This window comes from Actinoplanes regularis (assembly GCF_900188005.1).
GTDB classification, from domain to species: Bacteria; Actinomycetota; Actinomycetes; order Mycobacteriales; family Micromonosporaceae; genus Actinoplanes; species Actinoplanes regularis.
This window is the reverse complement of record NZ_FZNR01000019.1, coordinates 1-18,317: the sequence shown is the minus strand read 5'-3', so window position 1 is coordinate 18,317 and position 18,317 is coordinate 1. Positions and strand designations below refer to the sequence as shown.

Genomic DNA, 18,317 nt, shown 5'->3' with positions numbered 1-18,317 from the left:
GCTCGGTCATCCCCAGGTCTTCCGGGCCATGGCGATGAACTCGTCGCGCGAGATGACCCGCGCGCGTACGACTCAGAGGCGGAGGGTCCAGGAGTCGAGGTAGCCCGCGAAGACCGCCTCCGCGTCCTCCACCCGCAGTCTCCAGACGCCGTCGGCGACCTCGTCGGAGAGGTTCAGCGTGACGGTCAGGTCGAGGTTGTCCGCACCTCCACCCGCCCGGTCGTGCAGCGGGTACGCCGTGCCGTCGGGTGCCACCAGATCCACCACCAGATCACCCCGGTAGTCGTGCACGATGTGCACCTCCACCGTGCTCTGCGAGGAGGCGTTGCGGCCGCAGCCCGAGATCGGGATCGCGCTGGTCACCGTCGAGGAGTCCGGGACGAGCACGTCAGCCGGGTTGGTGCCGGTGCAGCCCGGCGGTGGTGGCGGTGGGGCCAGGTTCAACGCCCAGGCGCTGAGGTGGCCGGTGTCCAGCACGAACATGTCCTCGATCCGCAGCCTCCAGACGCCTTCGGCGAGCTCGCCGGACAGGTCCAGGGTGGCGGTCAGGTCGAGGTCGTCCTCGCTTCCACCGGTCTGGTCGTGCAGCAGGTACGCGGTGCCGTCGGGCGCCACCAGATCCACCACCAGATCACCCCGGTAGCTGTGCACGATGTGCACCCGCACCGTGCTCTGCGGCGACGCGTGGCCCGCGCAACCGTGGATCGGTATCGCGCTCTCCACCGGGCCGGACTCCGGGATCTCCAGGTCGGCGCTCTTCGTCACGGCGCAGCCGGCCGGGCCGCTGACCACCAGCGCGTACGAGCCGCGGTGCCGCAACCCGGTGACATCTCCGGTGCCGGTGACGACGATCGGGTAGGTGCCCATCAGCACCGTCGCCGCGGCGGTGACCCGCAGGGTCGCCGAAGCACCGGAGAGGACCGACGACGGCGTGATCGTCGCCGTCACTCCGCTCGGCAGGTCGCCCAGCGAGAGGCGCACGACCTGGGGGTCGCCCACCGTGGTCGCGGTCGTCACGGTCGTGGTGGCCGACCCGCCCGGGTCCACCGTCGCGGAGCCGGGCGACACCGACACCGTGAAATCGTGTTCCGGCGGGTCGTTGAAGAGCAGCGCGTTGGGCGAGCCGGGTCCGGGATCGCCGACGACGTCGACCGTGGCGCCGACGACCAGATGATCACGCACCTGCCGCGGGGTAAGTGCCGGCTGCCTCGCCAGCAGCAGCGCGGCGGCGCCGGTCACGTGCGGGGCCGCCATCGAGGTGCCGCTGAACTCATCGGTCGCCGTGTCGCTGTCGTTGACGTCGGACACGATGTTCACGCCGGGAGCGAAGATGTCCACACAGTCGCCGTAGTTGGAGAACCACGCCCGGTCGTCGCTTCCACCGAGGTAGCCGCCGGTCGCGCCGACGGTGATCGCCGTGGGCGTGCGCGCGGGTGAATGGGTGCACGCGTCGAGGTCGTCGTTCCCCGCCGAGATGGCATAGCTGACACCGTCGGCGATCGAGGCCGCCACCGCGGCGTCGAGCACGTCATCGGCGTCACCGCCGAGGCTCATGTTCGCCACCGCCGGCTGCCCCGTGCCGTGGTCGCCGGTGACCCAGTCGATGCCGGCCACCACCTGCGCCGTCGTACCCTCACCGGCGCAGTCCAGAACCCGGACGGCCACCAGGGTGACACCCTTGGCCACGCCGTACTCCTCGCCGCCGACCGTGCCGGCCACATGCGTGCCGTGCCCGTGGCAGTCGTCCGCCGCGCCGCCGTCGATGGCGTCGAAGCCGGACACCGCCCGGCCGCCGAAGTCTTGGTGGGTCAGCCGGATCCCGGTGTCCAGGATGTACGCCCGTACATTCCCGGCCCGTCTCGGATAGGTGTAGCTGTCGTCCAGCGGCAGCTCCCGCTGGTCGATCCGATCGAGCCCCCAGGACGGGGCGGGTGCCTGAACGTCCGACGCCCGTAGCCGCTTGTTCTGCGTGACCCACCGGACAGACGGGTCGGCCGCGATCCGCCGTGCGGCCGCGGGCGACGCGGAGAGTTCGAAGCCCCGCAACGCGTGCCGGTAGACGTGCTCGACCCGGCCACCGAGCCGGCCCGTGACAGCGTCCGACCTCGCGGCCACCGCGGAGCGGCTCACCGCGGCATCCTTGAAGATCACCAGGTAGCTGCCCGCGACAGCATCGGGTCCGCCGGCGCCCCGGACCACCCCTTCGGCCGGCGCGGCGACGAGCACCGCCGCAACCGCAGCCACCGGGCTGATCGCCAGGGTCACCCACAGTCGCTTCATCCAGGCATCGATCGCCATGACCCGCCTCCCCCGGCAGACGGTCGGCACAATCCTCGAAGACATCGAGCTTGCCGCATGTTATCGACGTGAAACAGGCTCGTACAGAACGGCATCCGGAGAGACGGGGACGGCGGGTGCGGCCGCACGCCACCGCCACCTGGCACAAGCAGAGGACCTCAGCCGATTCGGGCTATGCGGACGCGAGCGCTCCGCGCCAAATAGGACAGCGCGTTAAGATCGTCTTCGTGATCGAGGACTTCGCCGACCGGCTCCTGCTCGATGTGACCCGCCTCGACCCTTGCGCGGCGGTGGTCGAGGTCGGGGAGCAGGAGGTCGACGGGCTCACCGACTACGGTCCGGAGGGCCACCAGGCCCGCGCCGATCTCGCCGCCCGCGCCCTGCGCGAACTCGAGACCCTGCCCGCCGCGAACCCGCTGCACGCTCACCTCGCCGAACGGCTGCGCACCCGCGTCGCCTTCCACGATGCCGGGGAGGACCTGCGCGAACTGCACGCGGCGGCCACCGGCCCGCTCCAGCTCATCCGCCAGTCCGTCGAGGCCGCGGTGCCGGGCCTCGACGCCGAGGGCGGAGCGTACGAGGACGGCTGGGCCCGTGTCGCCGCACGCCAGGCCGCGATCCCCGCCGCCCTGGACGGATACGCCCGCAGCCTCCTGCTCGCGGCCGAGCGCGGTCACCTGCCGACGCGGCGCCAGGTGGAGCTCGTGACGCGGCGCTGCCGCAACTGGATCGACGACGACACCGCCCTGGTGGAACGCTACGGCGACGGACGGCAGCGGTCGTCGTTGCAGGCGGCGGCGCGGGGCGCGCGGGAGGCGTACCAGCGACTCGCCGCGACGCTGACCGCGGACCTGGCACCGCGGGCAGGCGACGCGGAGGCTTTCGGGCCGCAGCGGTACGCCCTCTGGGTGCGGACCTTTCTCGGCATCGAGCCGGATCTGCGCGAGCTCTACGACTGGGGCTGGGACGAGTTCACCGCGATCGAGGCGGAACTGACCGCGGAGGCGAAGGCCCTGGGCGGGAGCGTGCCCGAGATCCTCGACCAGCTCAACCGACCCGACGCGCCGGGCACCCTGCACAGCCGGGCCGCGTTCGGGGTGTGGCTGCAGGAACTGTTGGAGGCCGCCACCGAGCAGTTGCACGGCGTGCACTTCGACATCCCCGAGCCGCTGCGGCGCATCGAGTCCCGGGTGACCGTGTCGGGCGGCACCGCCTACACCGGGCCGTCGCGGGACCTGGCACGGCCCGGCCGCGTCTGGTGGTTCCTCCCCGAGGACCAGACGAGCTTCCCCACCTGGTACGCCTACAGCATCGCGTACCACGAGGGCGTCCCCGGCCACCACCTCCAGATCGGCTACGAGGCCTGCCGGGGCGGCCTCGGAAAGCGGCTGAACCTGCTCGGCGGGCTCGGCGGCTGTCAAGAGGGCTGGGCGCTGTATGCCGAGCGGTACATGGACGAGCTCGGGCGCTACGAGCAGCCGGGCGCCCGAATCGGGTATCTGCTCTCGCAGCTGCTGCGGGCGGCGCGGATCGTGCTCGACATCGGCCTGCACCTGCGACTGCCGGTGCCGTCCGGCGGCGGCGCGACGTGGACGCCCGACGCCGCGCTGCGGCTGCTGCGCGACCGGTGCCACCAGCGCCCGTACGCGGCCGGGGAGCTCGCGCGTTATCTGGGCAGGCCGGGGCAGGCGCTGACCTACAAGGTGGGCGAGCGGGTGTGGCTGGCGGCCCGATCATCGTTCCACGGCGACCGGCCCGCGTTCCACCGCCGGGCGATGGAGGTCGGCTCGCTGGGACTGGACCAGCTGGCGGAGGCGCTGACCCGATGACCGCGGAACCGCCGGCCGTCCGGTCAGCCTCGTAGCGCGGCGATGGCCTTCTCGATACGCCGCAGGCGCGTCTCGGGCTTCTTCGCGCTCTCGACGGCGCGTACGTGCTCGCGCTTGTGGCTGTACGCGAGAGCGTCGTAGGCGGCCCGGGCCACCGGGTCGTCGTCCAGAGCCTGAGCGAAGTCCGGCGGCTCGACCACGACCCGCGGTTCGCTGTCGAGCTCCAGCTCGACCTCGACCTCGTCGCCGACCGCGACACCGGCCGCCTGCCGGTTGGCGTTGCTCAGACCGAGCAGGTGGCGGCCGCGCATGATGGCGACCCGGCTCTTCCAGGAATGCCCGTTGATCGTGATCGTCACCGGGGGCCGCGCACCCCCGCCGAGCGCCTCCACCACCTCGGGTGGAACCTCCAACCCGCGCATGGGCTCCGGTGGCTCGACGACGGTACGAAACTTCACGACGTGCTCCTTCGACAGGTAGCCGTGGTCTCGACCACGCTACCGCCGGCCGGGACCGCCAGGATCATCGAGCCCCACGCCCGAGGTGGTGGGCGAGCCCCTCGTAGAACAGGTCGACCCGCACGTGGCTGGTCAGGTGAATCACCTCGGCATCGCCACCGTGCTCGGCGACGCACGCTTGCACGCCCGGCAGGTGGTCGCGCCGGTAGCGCCACACGTAGCGGAGAAAGGCCGGCGTGATGCGGTCGTGGACCCCGTCGGGGTGCCGGCCGCCGTGGTAGCGCCATCGGCGTCGCAGGAGGCCCCACAGGCAGACCACCGGAGGCGGGTCGACCACGATCACCGTGTCGGCGGCGGCGACCCGGATCGGCAGCGAGGCCAGCGAGTTGCCGTCGATGATCCATCGCTCGGTGGCGACGACGCGCCGCTGACGGTCGACGAAGGTGCCTTCGTCGACCGTCGCCCAGTCGTCGGTGTAGCGCAGCGCGTCCAGGTGGGTCACCGGCAGGTCCAGGAGAGCGCCGAGCCGGTTGGCCAGCGTCGTCTTGCCCGCTCCCCCGTTGCCGACGACGGCGATCCGCCGCATACCGGCCCGGGGGTCGGCCGCGGTCACTCCTCGACGAGGATGGCCAGCGCCGGGCAGAGTGCGGCGGCCTGGCGTACGTCGTCGGCCTGATCCTCGTCGGGGTCGGCGACGAGCAGGACGGCGACGCCGTCCTCGTCGCGCTGGTCGAAGACCGCCGGAGCGTTGAGCACGCACTGGCCGGAGGAGACGCACCTGTCCTGATCCAACCTGACCTTCATGACTTCACCAGCTCACCGGAAGCTCGTAGACGCCGTAGACCTGACCGTCGTTCTTGAACGGGATGTCGTCGAGGCCGGTCGCGCGGCGGAGGGTGGGAATGCGGCGGTACAGAGTGCTGTAGACGACCTGCAGCTCCATCCGGGCGAGGGGCTGCCCCAGGCACTGGTGCACACCGAAGCCGAACGCGACGTGCCGGCGGGCGTCGCGGGTCAGGTCGAGGGCGGCCGGTTCGGGGAAGGCGTCGGGGTCGCGGTTGGCGATGTCGTTGGCGAAGATCAACCCCTCCCCCGCGCGTACGATCACCCCGGCGATCTCGATGTCGGCGAGCGCGACCCGGCGCAGGCCGGTGTGGGTGATGTTGAGAAAGCGCAGCAGTTCCTCGACCGCGCCGGCGACCAGTTTCGGGTCCTCACCGTCGCGCAGCAGGGCCAGCTGGTCCGGCTGTTCGAGCAGGACCAGGGTGCCCAGCGCGATCATGTTGGCGGTGGTCTCGTGGCCCGCGATCAGCAGCAGCACACCGATACCGGCCGCGTCGGCGAGGGTCAGCTCACCGGCCTCGACCCGGGCGACGAGCTGGGACAGCAGATCGTCGCCGGGCCGGGTGACCTTCTGCTCCAGCAGCCGGCTCAGGTAGTCGTGCAACGCCCGGAAGGACGCGTTGCGCTCCTCGACCGGGACACTGCGGCTGATCAAATTGCGGCTGTGGCTCTGGAACAGGTCATGGTCGGCGTACGGCACGCCGAGCAGCCGGCAGATCACCAGCGACGGCACCGGCAGGGCGAACGCCTCTACCAGGTCGACCGGCTTCGGACCGGCGAGCAGGTCGTCGATCAGGTCGTCGACGATCTTCTGCACCGCCGGGCGCAGCGCCTCGACCCGCCTGATCGCGAACGGCGCGGTGACCATGCGCCGCAGCCGGGCGTGCTCCGGGTCGTCCATCAGGATGAACCCGATCTTGTCGGCGCCCGGCCGGGCCGGGCCCGGGAACGGGTAGCCGGGGCGGGTGGCGTCGGAGCTCACCCGCGGATCGGCCAGCAGGGCGCGCTGCTCGGCATGGCGCGTGACCAGCCACGGGGTGGAGCCGTCCCAGAGCCGCACCCGGGTCAGCCGCGCCTGATCCCGCAGGTCGTGCAGGCCCGGCGGCGGGTCGAAGGGACATCGTGCCGCCCTGGACATCGGGAAAGCGGCAAGGGTGTCATGCACCATCAGTGCGGTACCTCCTCGAAAGGGCCGCTTGTGGGATTGGTGCCGTTCTTCGCTTCGGAGTCAACCCCCGTGCCCTCGTCGAGTCAAGCGATCGCGCCGTGCCGCCGGTGCCGTCGCCGGTCAGGAGGTATCCGAATCCGCGGTGCGTCCGGATCAGCGGCGGCGACGTGTCGTCGACCTTCCGGCGCACCCGGGAGACGAGCCGCTCGATGGCGTTGACCCCGCGTGACTCGCTCCAGACCTGCCAGGCCAACTGGTCCTTGGAGAGGATCCGCCCGGCGTTCAGCATCAGGTGCCGCAGCAGCCGATACTCCGCCGGGGTCAGGCCGAGCGGCCGGTCGCCGCGCCAGCCCCGGCACGTGCTCTCGTCGAGCAGCAGCTCACCGTGCCGGAGCACGGACGGACGGACGCTCCGGTCACGCAGCAGCACCTGAACCCGGGCGAGCAGCTCGGCGTCCCGCAGCGGCTTGGTGACGTAGTCCGCGACCTCGGTGCCGAGCGCCGGCACCAGCGTTCCCAGGAATTCGCAGGCCACCACGCACAGCACGGGTGGTCGCTCGGCGAAGGTCGGCCGGTCCTCGGCGAGGGCCGTCAGATCGGGGATCTCGACGTCGACCACGATCAGATCGACGCGATGCTCGGCGAGCAGCCGCAGCGCACCGGCGCCGGTCGACGCCGACGTGACCAGGTAACCGGCCAGGCTCAACTGCGCCGCGAGCGAGCCGCGCAGGTCCGGGTCCGGGGCGACCACCAGCAGCCGGAACTCGTGTCCGGCTCGAACTCTCTCCTGAACCCGCATCGCGCACCTTCCGGAGCCCGAGCCTCATCGGCACCCGGACACCGTACTCCTTCATGGACCTCCGGCCGGCCGCCGAACGCCCGGCCGGTGGTGGGCACAGGGCCCACCACCGGCTGTCATGAACCGTCCCGCGGCGCTCAGTAGGTGTCGAGCGCCACCGCGACGTCGGAGACGTCCAGGGGGAACACCCCGACACTGGTCGCCGCCCCGGTGAGCAGGTCGACGGTGTAGAAGGTCGGGTCGTTCCCGGCCGGGGTGAGGACCGCGAACCCGGTCGACGAGACCGTCCGGCCGTTGCTCAGGTCGCTGTAGATGTCGAAGCCGGCGTCCAGACCGGCGTCCAGGGCGGCGTCCCCGCCCAGGTTGCCGGTCGCGGCCAGGAAGCCGAAGTTCGCGGGCGACTGGATGGCGGCCTGGTCGGTGGCCGTGTTGATGACGAACAGGGTGGTGCCGGTCGTACCGTTCAGGTCGTTGTTCGTGTACGCGGCGGCGGTGACAGCCTTGGCCGGCCCGGTCGCCGGCGGAGTGGTCAGCGTGGTGTCCTCGATCGTGGAGTGGTCGGCGAGGTTGTGCCGCAGGTTCTGGCCGTTGTCGCTGATCACGCGCAGCCGGTCGGCCGCGGGGTTGAAATCGACGCCGAACTTCGTGCCGTACAGCGTGACCTGGAGCTGGGAAACCTTCGTCGCGATCGCGCTGGGGATCCCGATGGTGTAGATGCCACCCAGGTTGCCGACGGCGTACAGCTTTCCGTCCTGCACCCGGATGTCGATCCCGATCACCGAGGTGTCGCCGACGAGCCCGGTGATCCGCTGAACCCAGTCGTTGCGGCCGGGCGTATCGGTCTTGAAGGCCAGCATCCGCGTGCCGGCACCGAAGATCCCGTACGCCTGCAGGGACGTGACGGCCGCAGCCGAGACGCTGCTGCCGAGCCCCAGCACGACCGATGCCGTCGCGGTGATCAGAACGGCGGCCGAGGCCGTCCATCTTGTCGTCCGTGCCCTCATCAGGATTCCTCTCCGAATCATTGGAACGGGCCGGTTCAGGCCTGCCAGACGAAAGCTAGGCAGCCGCAATGGACCCGGACTGGAATCGCACTGACGCTCGCGGCGCTCAGCGGTGCGGCGTCCCGGACGCCTGCCGCCGGTCGATGATGGAACGGATCTCCTCGGCCTCCGGCGCGCCGATCTCGGCGTACCGGCTCCAGGCCAGCGTCCGGTGCCGGTCGGCCGTCTCCGGGTCGCCGAGCATCTCGGCCACCCGGGCCAGGCCGGCGTGCGCGCGGCCCTCCTCGTAGCGGTCCCCGGTCTCGGTCGCCAGGGTGAGCGCCCGCAGGTGCTCCTCCCGGCCCCTCTCCGGTTGTCCGGTCGTGGTGAGCACCTCGCCGAGGCTGTTGCTGACCCGGGTCTCGCCGGCACGCTCACCGAGCTGCTGGAAGATCTCCAGCGCCTCGCGGAGGAAGACGACGTCGTGGGTGACCGTGCCCAGGCCGTCGAGGGCCAGCGCCGTACCGGCGCGTTCGTTCGTACGGCGGAAGATCGCCAGCGCCTCGCGGTGGCAGCGGACCGCGCGCCGGGTGTCCCGCTGCCGTGCGGCCACATCGCCGAGGCTGACCTGGGCGTACCCCTCGCCGACCGGGTCACCGATGCGACGGCAGATCCGGACCGACTCGCTCAGGTAGGCCGCCGCCTGCTCGTCGCGGCCCTGGCGCCGGTACACCTGGCCGAGGTTGCCGACGGCCCGCGCCTCCGCCGCCTGGTCACCGGTGAGCCGGCACAGCGCCAGCGCCTCCTGCAGCCGTTCGGCGGCCTCGTCGTACCGGCCCTGCCACTGGTCGACGTGGCCGAGGTTGCCGAGGGCCCGCGCCTCCGCGGCGTGGTCGCCGCACCCCCGGGCCAGCTCGACCGCGCGCCGCAGCAGGGCGTCCGCCTGCTCGTAGTGGCCCTGTTGCACGTCCATGACCGCCACGTTGGTCAGCAGCCGCGCCTCGGCGGCGGCGTCGTCGGAGAGCTGGGCGGCCCGCACCGCGTGCTCGTGCATGACGACCGCCTCTGGGTAGTGGCCGCCGCTCTCCAGGTATCGCAGCAGGATGAGGGTGAGGTGGACGGCGTGCGCGGGCCGGCCGTGGGTGGCCGCGTGGCCCACCATCGCCACCAGGTTGGCCCGTTCGCGGTCCAGCCAGGCCTGCGCGCCGCCGACGTCGCCGACCGGTGGCACCGGCGTTCGGGGCCGGGTGACCCGGGCACGCCGGTGCTGCTCCGCCGGGTAGAGCGTGTCCATCGCCTCGGTCGCGGTGAACAGGGTCGCGTCGAAGAGCCGGTCCAGGGCGGCGCTCCCGTCGCCGATCTCCTCGCAGAGGTTGACCGCGTACGCCCGCAGCAGGTCGTGCAGCGTGAACCGGTCGGCGCCGGTGTGCTGGACCAGGTGCGCCCGGGCCAGCACTTCCAGCAGCTCGGCGGCCTCGGTGACCCCGGTGTCCAGCAGCGCGGCGGCCGCGTGTCCCGCCACGTCCGGCCCGGGGGTCAGGCCGAGCAACCGGAAAGCGCGCGCCGCGGCCGGCGAGAGCTGCCGGTAGGACCAGGAGAACACGGCGCGGACCCCGGTCTGCGGGTCGCCACCGGCGTTCAGCAGCTTCAGCCGGCGGTCCTCGTCGGCGAGTTCGGTGACCAGGCCCCGCAGGGTCGCCTCGGGGCGCCCGATCGCCAGCTCGGCGGCGACCCGCAGCGCCAGCGGCAACCGGGCGCACCGGCCGATCAGGTCGTCGGCGGCCGGGGCGTCGTCCCGTACCCGGTCCCCGATCAGCCGGGTGATCAGGATCAGCGCCTCGTCCCGGGGCAGCAGCGGGACGACGAGCCGCCGCGCGCCGTGCCGGGCGACCAGGCCCGGCAGGGTGTCCCGGCTGGTGATCACCACCGCGCAGGCCGGCGTGCCGGGCAGCAGCGGCCGCAGCTGGTCGGCCGAGGCGGCGTTGTCGAGCACGATCAGCACCCGGCGGCCGTCCAGCAGGCTCCGGTACGCGGCGGCCCGCTCGTCCCGCGCGGACGGGATGTCGGGACCGGACATGCCCAGCGCCCGGAGGAACCCGGCGAGCGCGTCCTCGGCGGTCATCGGCTGTTCGGTGTCGTACCCGCGCAGGTTCACGTAGAGCTGCCCGTCGGGGAACCGGGAGCGGGCCCGATGCGCCCACCGCACCACCAGCGCCGTCTTGCCGACGCCGGCCATGCCCGAGACCGCCGCGATGACCACGGCGGTGAGCTGCTCGTCGTTCTCCGTGACGAGCCGGTCGAGGGCGGCGAGTTCCTCGTCGCGGCCGGTGAAGCCCGGTACGTCGGCGGGCAGCTGGGCGGGCGTCGGCCGTACCGGTGCCGGAGGTTTCGGGGTCGCGGCCGGGACGGCCGGGGGTTCGCCGGGATCCCGCAGGACGGCCTCGTGCGCGGCGGACAGCGCGTGACCGGGATCGACACCCAGCTCGTCGGCGAGCCGCCGACGGGTGTCGTGGAACGTCGCGAACGCCTTCGCCCGGCGGCCGGCCACGGCGTAGGCGCGGATCAGCCGGGCCTGCCCGGCCTCGTCCAGCGGCTGGGCCGCGGCGGCCTCCTCCAGGATCGGCAGCGCCTCGGCGACCGCACCCAACGTGATCATGAGTTCGCCGTAGCGGCCCAGCGCGGCATGCCGCTCCTCGGCCAGGGCGACGACCTTCGGATGCCCGGCCAGCAGCGGTACGTCCATCAGCGGCGCGCCCTGCCAGCGCTCCAGCGCCTCGGCGTACAACCCGGCCGCGCCCTGTGGATCGCCACCCTGCTGGGCCGTGGCCGCTTCGGCGAGCAGTCGCCGGAAGCGGAGCAGATCCAGGTTGTCGGGCGAGACCCGCAGGGCGTACCCGTCACCGACGCGGGGCAGCAGGGCGCTGTGCGAACGCGACGCGCGTCCCGGCTCCAGCAGCCGGCGCAGATGTTTGACGTGGGTCTGGATGATGTTGGGCGCGCTCGGCGGCGGGCGGTCACCCCAGAGCGCGTCGATGAGTTCGGCCTGGCCCAGCGGCTGCCCGCCGGCGATGGCGAGCAGGCCCAGCACGGCACGCCGACCGGCCGAGGTCAGCTCCACCGGTACGTCGCCGAGCCAGGCGCGGACCGGTCCCAGCACCTGAATCCGCACGCTCTCACCCCCGGGCAAGGCGGTGAAACCGCGTCATCCAGTCACCGTCCAGCCAGGATCCAGTCCGGTGAGTCACCCTGCCCAAGGAACCATAAATCGACTGGAACCGATATCACAAGCATGGGGGTTTCATAGTGATGAATCGATTTTATGCGGTCACCGGCGCTCTCGCCGCGGCCCTGCTGATACCCGCCGCTCCGGCCGCCGCCGCGGAGCCGGCGGTCTGCCATGTCCGGTACCAGACCTACGGCGACTCCTTGAACTTCACCGGGGACATCGTCATCACCAACACCGGCAAGGCCATCCTGTACGGATGGACCCTGAAGTTCTCACTGTCGGCCGGGCACACCTTCCGTAACGGCTGGGAGGCGAAGTTCGTCGTGATCGGCCAGGACGTGACCGGGTACAGCCTGGAGCACAACGGCGAGGTGGCTCCGGGCAAGTCCGTCTGGGTGGGCTTCAACGCGTCCGGTGACGTCAAGGGACCCCGGCCGGTCGAGTTCCGGATCAACGACCAACTCTGCACGACGAACTGATCCGGCCTATCTTAAATTCCCTAACTTTCTCCTCGTACGCCGTTGACCAGACGAAAGTCCCGGGCCTACGGTGGCATCGGCCACAGTCGATATAGGGGAGAGTTCGCATGAGGAGTCGCATCGTCGTTGCCCTCGCGGCCCTCATCGGTTCGCTCTGCGCGACCGCACCGGCCGGCGCGGCGCCCACGGCGTCGCAGGGCGGCAGCCGGACCGGCTTCGTCACCCGGGACGGCCACCGGCTCGAGCTGAACGGGAAGACGTTCCGCTTCGGCGGCACCAACAACTACTACCTGTTCTACAAGAGCCGGACGATGGTCGACGACGTGCTCGCCGACGCCCGGACGGCGGACTTCACCGTCCTGCGCACCTGGGCGTTCGGTGCGATCGGCAACGCCGACGGCTCCAACTCCGTGGCACCGGCCCCGGACGGGGTCTACTTCCAGTACTGGGACGGGGAGAAGCCCGCCTTCAACGACGGTCCGAACGGCCTGGAGCGTCTCGACTACGTCGTCGACGCGGCCCGGCGCCACGGCTTGCGCCTCGTGCTCCCGCTCACCAACAACTGGTCCGACTTCGGCGGCATGGATCAGTACGTACGCTGGCGCGGCGGCGCGCACCACGACGACTTCTACACCGACCCGGTGATCAAGGGCTGGTACCGGGAGTACCTCGACTACCTGCTCAACCGCACCAACACGATCACCGGGGTGAAGTACAAGGACGACCCCACGATCATGACCTGGGAACTGGGCAACGAACCGCGCTGCAAGGGCTCGGGCGTCTACCCGCAGAGCTCCGCCTGCACCACCCCGACGCTCACCGCGTGGGCCGACGAGATGTCCCGGCACATCAAGTCCGTCGACCCGAACCATCTGGTCAGCGTCGGCGACGAGGGCTTCTTCTGCGACGGCCCGGACGCCCCGGACTGGATCGACAACTGCGGTGAGGGCGTGGACAGCATCGCGCTGGCGAAGCTGCCGGCCATCGACGTCATGTCGTACCACCTGTACCCGGACGGCTGGGGCAACCGCACCCCGCAGTGGGGCTCGGAGTACATCGCCCGGCACAACCGGGAGGCCGGGAAGCTGGGCAAGGCCGTGATGCTGGGCGAGTTCGGGTGGAAGAACAAGAACACCCGCAACCCGGTCTACCAGCGGTGGCTCAACGATTTCAGCGGCACCGGCGGCAACGGCTTCCTGTACTGGATCCTCTCCGGGGCGCAGGACGACGGCACGCCGTACCCGGACTACGACGGCTTCACCGTCTACTGCCCGAGCCCGGTGTGCACGAACATCACCAACGCCACCCACGAGATCGAGTCGGGACAGCGCTCCCTGCCGCCGGTCGCCGACCACGACACCGCGGTGACCGAGTTCGACACCCCGGTCACCCTCCAGCCGACCGCGAACGACATCGGCTACCGCAGCCGGATCCAGCCGGCCGGCCTCGATCTCGATCCGGCGGCGCCGCAGCGGCAACGGACCCTGACGGTCGGCGGCGGAACGTTCACCGCGGCGGCCTCCGGCGAGCTGACCTTCGCCCCGGTCACCGGCTTCACCGGCCGTGCGACCGCCACCTACACGGTGAAGGACCAGGCCGGACGGCTGTCGAACGTGGCAACCGTGACGGTCACGGTGAAGCCGGACCCGGCCGCGGTGGCGGTGCTCGCCTCGTTCGAGACCGGCACCGAGGGCTGGGCGTCCGCCCCCTGGCAGGCCAACGGCGGCACGGTCGAGCAGACCACCGAGTTCGCCACCGACGGCACCCACGGGCTGCGCGTCAACGCGGCCGACGGCGGCTGGTTCGGCGTCACCTTCGCCGAGCCGATCGACCTGTCCACCCGTACGGCGCTCAAGTACGACCTGCGGACCGGCCCGGCGGCCGGCACCAACGCGGCGATCGCGGTGCAGACCGGCGCCGGGCTCGCCTGGTGCCAGTCGAACTTCACCTGGATCAACCAGGACTCGACCACCACCGCGACGATCGACCTGCTCTCCGCCATGTCGTGCGACAGCACGGCGCTGGCCGACGTCCGGATCCTGTGGATCTACATCAACCCGGGCACCGTCGACCTCGACAACGTCCGGGCCGAGTGACCCGGCACCGTCACCGCTGCCACTGGTACGGCGTCGTGGTCGAGACCTTGACCAGGCCGGAACGTTCGAGGATCGGGCGGGAGTACTCGGTCGAGTCGCTGTTGACGAGCGTCTTGCCGAGCCGCAGGGCCGAACGGGCCCGCGCGGCCGTCAACGCCCGGTAGATGCCCCGGCCCCGCCACTCCTTGCGGGTCGCGCCGCCCCAGATCCCGGCGAAGTCCGTTCCGGCGACCGGCTCCAGCCGGCCGGCGCTGACGATCCGGCCCTCGGCCTCGGCGACCCACAACTCCATCCCGTCCTGGCGGGCGAGGCGGCGCAGCAGGGCGTTCGCCATCTCCTCCCGCAGCGAGTCACCGAAGGCCTCGTCCTGCATCGCGCTCATCGCCCGGACGTCCGCCTCCTCGGTGACCCGGCGCAGGGTCACGCCCTCGGGCAGCGCGACCTCGACGGCCAGCAGCCGCGCCTCGCCGAGCATGATCGACTCCGGCTCGTCCGCGCTGAAACCGTTCTCCAGCAGCGCCTCGTGCAGGCCCGGCGCGTGGTCGTGCCCGCGGGTCTTCCACTCGACGCGGCTGATCCCGGGGTCCGCCCGGTAGTGGGCGAGCGCCTCGGGTACGAGCCGCCGGATCGCGTCGGCGTCCGCCCCGCCGAGGTCACGATAGGTGACGAACCCACGGCCACCCTCGAAGGTCACGAGCCGCAGCGGTCCGTGCCGGGCGACCGAGATCGCACCCGGTGTCTCGGCATCGGTACGAAGCTGCTCGTCATACGTTCTCAAAAGATGCGCCGCGTTGATCACGGCGGACAGGTTATCCGGCTCGGCAATCGAATTTACGCTCATGGCTCCGAAAGTTTCGGAAGTCAACTCCGAAAACAATCGGATGATCCGGAGCGAGCTCCCGCGCGTATACCACGTGAGGGTTGCTGAGCTGGCGATTCAGCCTCTCATTCGATCGCCGCATGACCTTGTATTACCGGTATGTGTCCGAAAGTTGTTGACACTTCGCTCCCACGGGGCCAATACTCTCGCTGACAGCACACATCAGCTGTCGTCAATAAAGATCCCGGTCACGGCGTGACACCGACGCCGAGCTGTCCCTACCTGTCAACGTCGGCCCCACCGGCAATCGCAACCCGAGAAGAGGAACGCTCCCCATGCGAATCGCAGCCCTCCTGGCGGCCGTCGTGGCGACCGCCGGCATCATCACCGTGAGTGTCGATACCGACCCGGTACAGGCGGCCGCCTGCAACGGATACGTCGGACTGACCTTCGACGACGGGCCGACGGCCGGCAACACCCAGAACCTGCTGACCGCGCTGCGCAACAACGGCCTGCGGGCCACGATGTTCAACGAGGGCCAGTACGCCGCGGCCAATCCCGGCCTGGTCCGGGCGCAGGTGGACGCCGGTATGTGGGTCGGCAACCACAGCTACACCCACCCGCACCTGACCCAGCAGAGCCAGGCGACGATGGACTCGGAGATCTCCCGTACCCAGACCGCCATCGCCGGCGCCGGCGGCGGCACGCCCAAACTGTTCCGGCCGCCGTACGGCGAGACCAACGCGACGCTCCGGGCGGTCGAGCAGAAGTACGGCCTCACCGAGATCATCTGGGACGTCGACTCGCAGGACTGGAACAACGCCAGCACCGACGCGATCGTGGCCGCCGCCGGCCGCCTCACCAACGGGCAGATCATTCTGATGCACGACTGGCCGGCCAACACGGTCGCCGCCATCCCGCGGATCGCGCAGGGACTGGCCGCTCGCGGCCTGTGCGCCGGTGAGATCTCGCCGTCCACCGGCCGTGCCGTCGCGCCCGGCGGTGGTGGCGGCCCCACGACCGGCCCCACGACCCCGCCGCCCGGCGGTGGCAGTTGCACCGCGACGCTCTCCGCGGGCCAGCGGTGGAGCGACCGCTACAACCTCAACATCGCGGTGACCGGCTCCAACAACTGGACAGTGACCCTGAACCTCCCGTCGCCGGAGAAGGTCATCGCCACCTGGAACACCACGGCGACCTGGCCCACCGCCCAGCAGATGGTCGCCAAGCCCAACGGCAGCGGCAACAACTTCGGCGTCACCATCCAGGCCAACGGCAACTGGACCTGGCCGACGGTCTCCTGCACCGCGGCGTAACCGAACACCGCACGTGGGCCCGCCGGCTCTCCGGCGGGCCCTCCGGGCGAGGCGCGTGCGGTGCGAGCCGGCGAATCCGGGGCGAGCCGCACGCCGGATGGCGCATCGTTGTTCCGACAGGTACACGTTCGTCGACGGGGGACGTCATGTATTCGTGCTGCCTTGCCCTGCTCGCCGTGGCCGGTGTGGCGCTGCACCCCGCGCCCGTCCGGTACGACCCCGAGACGAAGACCGGGTACGTCGCGGGCGGCGAGATCCGGAAGGCGTTCGGCTGGAGCGCGGCGGTGCTGGCGTCGAAGGCGGCCGGGATCAGGTTCGACCACCAGTTCTGGACGGACGACACCTACACGGCCACCTGCGGCCGGGAGGTTCGCCCGGTGGTCCATCACCGCGAGTTCGGCCGGTACGACCTCTCCGACGAGATCGCCCGCACCGGGCAGGGCGACCTCGACTTCCGGATCACCGGCGCCCCCACCGGGATCTCCGGCACCACGTCGCCACCGCAGCCCGGCGATCCCTGCCCCGACCGCCCGGACGCCACGATCACCCGCATCCGGCTGGCCTCCACCACGACCGGCTGGTCGCTGAACGCCACCTCCGGCGCCGTCCACCGCCGCCTGCTGACCCGGCACACGACCGAGCCCGGGAACTCCCCGGCCCGGCCCGGCCAGCAGCGCGAGTCGCGGACCTCCTCACCGATCGCCGGGATCTGACGATAGGAACTGTGGCACTGTGCTGGGAGGAACCGCTGGCACCTGGCTCCGCTAGAGGCGCCGACTCCCTCCCTGAGAGAAGCGACGTATGACAGTCCTGGTCCTGGCCGAGGACGACGATGACATCCGGAAGCTCTCCGCTCGAATCCTGCGCCGTGCGGGGTACACCGTGATCGAAGCGGTCGACGGGGGCACGGCGCTGGAAGCGGTGCGTGAGCACAATCCGGCGGTGGTGGTCAGCGACGTCGACATGCCGGTGATGACGGGCGTCGAGCTCAGCCTGGCGCTGCGCGCCGATCCGGCGACCAGGGACCTTCCGGTGATCTTCGTGAGCGGCAGCCTGATCCCCGGAGACGCTCGGCCGACCGAGGGACAGGCGACGGACGTACTGCTGAAGCCCTTCCTGCCAGCCGACCTGTTGGCCTGCGTGGAGAAGGTGCTGGAGACCGGGCACATCGACGGCACCGGGCCCGATACGGCCCCGTGAGCTCACCCGACCGGTAACCGCACGACGACCCGGGTGCCCGACTCACCGGTGGGGACGTAGCGGATCTTCCCCCGGTGCCACTCGATGATGGCGCGGGTGACCGGCAGGCCGAGTCCGCTGCCGGGGATGCGCTGGTCACGGGTGCGTTGGGAGCGATAGAAGCGGTCGAAGAGGCGGGGATGGTCCTCGACCGGGATGCCCATTCCGGTGTCGGTGACGGTCAGTTCGGCGGCGGCCGGGTCCGGCCGGGTCAGGGTCACGATCACCCGGCCCTCGCTCTTGGTGTGCTTGACGGCGTTGTCGAGCAGTTGGTCGGCGACCTGTCGCAGGCGTGCGGCATCGCCGGCGACGGTCGTGCCCGGGCGCAGTTCGGCCGTCATCGTCAGCCCGGCGGCGTCGGCGGCGGGCTGCACGGCCTCGGTGGCGGCGCTCACGACCGCCGTCAGATCAACCGGCTCGCGGACGAGCTTGGCGTGCCCGCTGTCGAGGGCCACGAGGTCGAGCAGCCGGTCGACGATCTCCCGCAGGGCGTCGCTGTTGCGGCTGAGGACGTCCAGCAGGTCCGGGAGTTCCTCGGCGATGGTCCCGGGATCGGCGCCGCGCAGCATTTCGACGTACGCGGTGATGGACGTGATCGGGGTGCGGAGTTCGTGGCCGACCAGGCCGAGGTACTCGTCCTTGCTGCGGGCGAGTTCCACGGTGAGATCCTCGGCGCGGCGTCGTTCGAGGAACTCGGCCACGTGGGCGCCGATGCCGGAGAGCAGGCCGATCAGCGAGTCGGTGGAGCTGTCGGCGGCGGTGG

Annotated in this window: 16 protein-coding genes; 6 read left to right on the top strand and 10 right to left on the bottom strand. The window is 71.2% G+C overall.

Features of this window, described 5'->3' with window-relative positions:
• Positions 1-72: 72 nt before the first annotated feature.
• Positions 73-2,298: a S8 family serine peptidase gene (locus CHC09_RS34300; RefSeq protein WP_239138705.1), complete on the bottom strand. Its 2,226-nt coding sequence runs from the start codon at positions 2,296-2,298 to the stop codon at positions 73-75.
• A gap of 227 nt (positions 2,299-2,525) precedes the next feature.
• Between CHC09_RS34300 and CHC09_RS34295 the strand changes: the two genes are divergently transcribed.
• On the top strand, positions 2,526-4,127 hold the full coding sequence (locus CHC09_RS34295) for a DUF885 domain-containing protein (RefSeq protein WP_089297422.1): 1,602 nt from the start codon (positions 2,526-2,528) through the stop codon (positions 4,125-4,127).
• A 23-nt stretch (positions 4,128-4,150) separates the two neighbouring features.
• Here CHC09_RS34295 and CHC09_RS34290 read toward each other — a convergent pair whose 3' ends face one another.
• The 7 genes from CHC09_RS34290 to CHC09_RS34260 all read right to left on the bottom strand — a co-directional run bounded on the left by CHC09_RS34290 (position 4,151) and on the right by CHC09_RS34260 (position 11,547).
• Positions 4,151-4,585 (bottom strand): YdeI/OmpD-associated family protein, encoded by a 435-nt coding sequence (locus CHC09_RS34290; protein ID WP_203833325.1) that lies wholly within the window; start codon positions 4,583-4,585, stop codon positions 4,151-4,153.
• Positions 4,586-4,649: 64 nt separating this feature from the next.
• Positions 4,650-5,198 (bottom strand): P-loop NTPase family protein, encoded by a 549-nt coding sequence (locus tag CHC09_RS34285; protein WP_203833326.1) that lies wholly within the window; start codon positions 5,196-5,198, stop codon positions 4,650-4,652.
• Positions 5,195-5,389 carry a ferredoxin gene (locus CHC09_RS34280; protein ID WP_089297421.1) on the bottom strand — a complete coding sequence of 65 codons (195 nt, stop codon included), beginning with the start codon at positions 5,387-5,389 and terminating at the stop codon, positions 5,195-5,197. Before CHC09_RS34280 ends, CHC09_RS34285 begins: the two co-directional genes overlap by 4 nt.
• A 4-nt stretch (positions 5,390-5,393) precedes the next feature.
• Entirely contained in the window at positions 5,394-6,596 is a 1,203-nt protein-coding gene (locus CHC09_RS34275; RefSeq protein ID WP_089297420.1) for a cytochrome P450, read from the bottom strand.
• A complete protein-coding gene (locus CHC09_RS34270; protein WP_089297419.1) occupies positions 6,586-7,395 on the bottom strand; it encodes a response regulator transcription factor in 810 nt (269 codons plus the stop codon). The genes CHC09_RS34275 and CHC09_RS34270 overlap by 11 nt, the downstream gene beginning before the upstream one ends.
• A 137-nt stretch (positions 7,396-7,532) precedes the next feature.
• Positions 7,533-8,399 carry a DUF4394 domain-containing protein gene (locus CHC09_RS34265; RefSeq protein WP_089297418.1) on the bottom strand — a complete coding sequence of 289 codons (867 nt, stop codon included), beginning with the start codon at positions 8,397-8,399 and terminating at the stop codon, positions 7,533-7,535.
• 106 nt (positions 8,400-8,505) lie between these two features.
• Entirely contained in the window at positions 8,506-11,547 is a 3,042-nt protein-coding gene (locus CHC09_RS34260; protein ID WP_089297417.1) for an AfsR/SARP family transcriptional regulator, read from the bottom strand.
• Positions 11,548-11,684: 137 nt separating this feature from the next.
• On the opposite strand from CHC09_RS34260, the gene CHC09_RS34255 reads away from it, so the two are divergent.
• Both CHC09_RS34255 and CHC09_RS34250 read left to right on the top strand, forming a co-directional pair.
• Complete coding sequence (locus tag CHC09_RS34255) at positions 11,685-12,083, top strand: cellulose binding domain-containing protein (RefSeq protein WP_089297416.1); 399 nt, start codon at positions 11,685-11,687, stop codon at positions 12,081-12,083.
• 107 nt (positions 12,084-12,190) lie between these two features.
• On the top strand, positions 12,191-14,179 hold the full coding sequence (locus tag CHC09_RS34250; RefSeq protein ID WP_089297415.1) for a cellulase family glycosylhydrolase: 1,989 nt from the start codon (positions 12,191-12,193) through the stop codon (positions 14,177-14,179).
• 10 nt (positions 14,180-14,189) lie between these two features.
• On the opposite strand, the gene CHC09_RS34245 is transcribed toward CHC09_RS34250, so the two are convergent.
• Positions 14,190-14,978, bottom strand: a complete 789-nt coding sequence (locus tag CHC09_RS34245) for a GNAT family N-acetyltransferase (protein ID WP_239138706.1) — start codon at positions 14,976-14,978, stop codon at positions 14,190-14,192.
• Between the two features lie 356 nt (positions 14,979-15,334).
• On the opposite strand from CHC09_RS34245, the gene CHC09_RS34240 reads away from it, so the two are divergent.
• The 3 genes from CHC09_RS34240 to CHC09_RS34230 all read left to right on the top strand — a co-directional run bounded on the left by CHC09_RS34240 (position 15,335) and on the right by CHC09_RS34230 (position 17,515).
• Positions 15,335-16,315: a polysaccharide deacetylase family protein gene (locus CHC09_RS34240; protein WP_089297413.1), complete on the top strand. Its 981-nt coding sequence runs from the start codon at positions 15,335-15,337 to the stop codon at positions 16,313-16,315.
• Positions 16,316-16,461: 146 nt separating this feature from the next.
• Positions 16,462-17,028, top strand: coding sequence for a hypothetical protein (locus CHC09_RS34235; protein WP_089297412.1), 567 nt, complete (start codon positions 16,462-16,464; stop codon positions 17,026-17,028).
• A gap of 88 nt (positions 17,029-17,116) precedes the next feature.
• Positions 17,117-17,515, top strand: coding sequence for a response regulator (locus tag CHC09_RS34230; protein WP_089297411.1), 399 nt, complete (start codon positions 17,117-17,119; stop codon positions 17,513-17,515).
• A 2-nt stretch (positions 17,516-17,517) separates the two neighbouring features.
• On the opposite strand, the gene CHC09_RS34225 is transcribed toward CHC09_RS34230, so the two are convergent.
• The coding region (locus CHC09_RS34225) for a sensor histidine kinase (protein WP_143232767.1) at positions 17,518-18,317 on the bottom strand (800 nt) is incomplete at its 5' end.

Excerpts from the sequence above, each read along its gene's own strand:
- CHC09_RS34280 (WP_089297421.1), bottom strand. The coding sequence starts at position 5,389 with ATGAAGGTCAGGTTGGATCAGGACAGGTGCGTCTCCTCCGGCCAGTGC.
- CHC09_RS34235 (WP_089297412.1), top strand. The coding sequence starts at position 16,462 with ATGTATTCGTGCTGCCTTGCCCTGCTCGCCGTGGCCGGTGTGGCGCTG.
- CHC09_RS34300 (WP_239138705.1), bottom strand. The coding sequence starts at position 2,298 with ATGGCGATCGATGCCTGGATGAAGCGACTGTGGGTGACCCTGGCGATC.
- CHC09_RS34230 (WP_089297411.1), top strand. The coding sequence starts at position 17,117 with ATGACAGTCCTGGTCCTGGCCGAGGACGACGATGACATCCGGAAGCTC.
- CHC09_RS34255 (WP_089297416.1), top strand. The coding sequence starts at position 11,685 with ATGAATCGATTTTATGCGGTCACCGGCGCTCTCGCCGCGGCCCTGCTG.
- CHC09_RS34270 (WP_089297419.1), bottom strand. The coding sequence starts at position 7,395 with ATGCGGGTTCAGGAGAGAGTTCGAGCCGGACACGAGTTCCGGCTGCTG.
- CHC09_RS34265 (WP_089297418.1), bottom strand. The coding sequence starts at position 8,399 with ATGAGGGCACGGACGACAAGATGGACGGCCTCGGCCGCCGTTCTGATC.
- CHC09_RS34275 (WP_089297420.1), bottom strand. The coding sequence starts at position 6,596 with ATGGTGCATGACACCCTTGCCGCTTTCCCGATGTCCAGGGCGGCACGA.
- CHC09_RS34240 (WP_089297413.1), top strand. The coding sequence starts at position 15,335 with ATGCGAATCGCAGCCCTCCTGGCGGCCGTCGTGGCGACCGCCGGCATC.
- CHC09_RS34250 (WP_089297415.1), top strand. The coding sequence starts at position 12,191 with ATGAGGAGTCGCATCGTCGTTGCCCTCGCGGCCCTCATCGGTTCGCTC.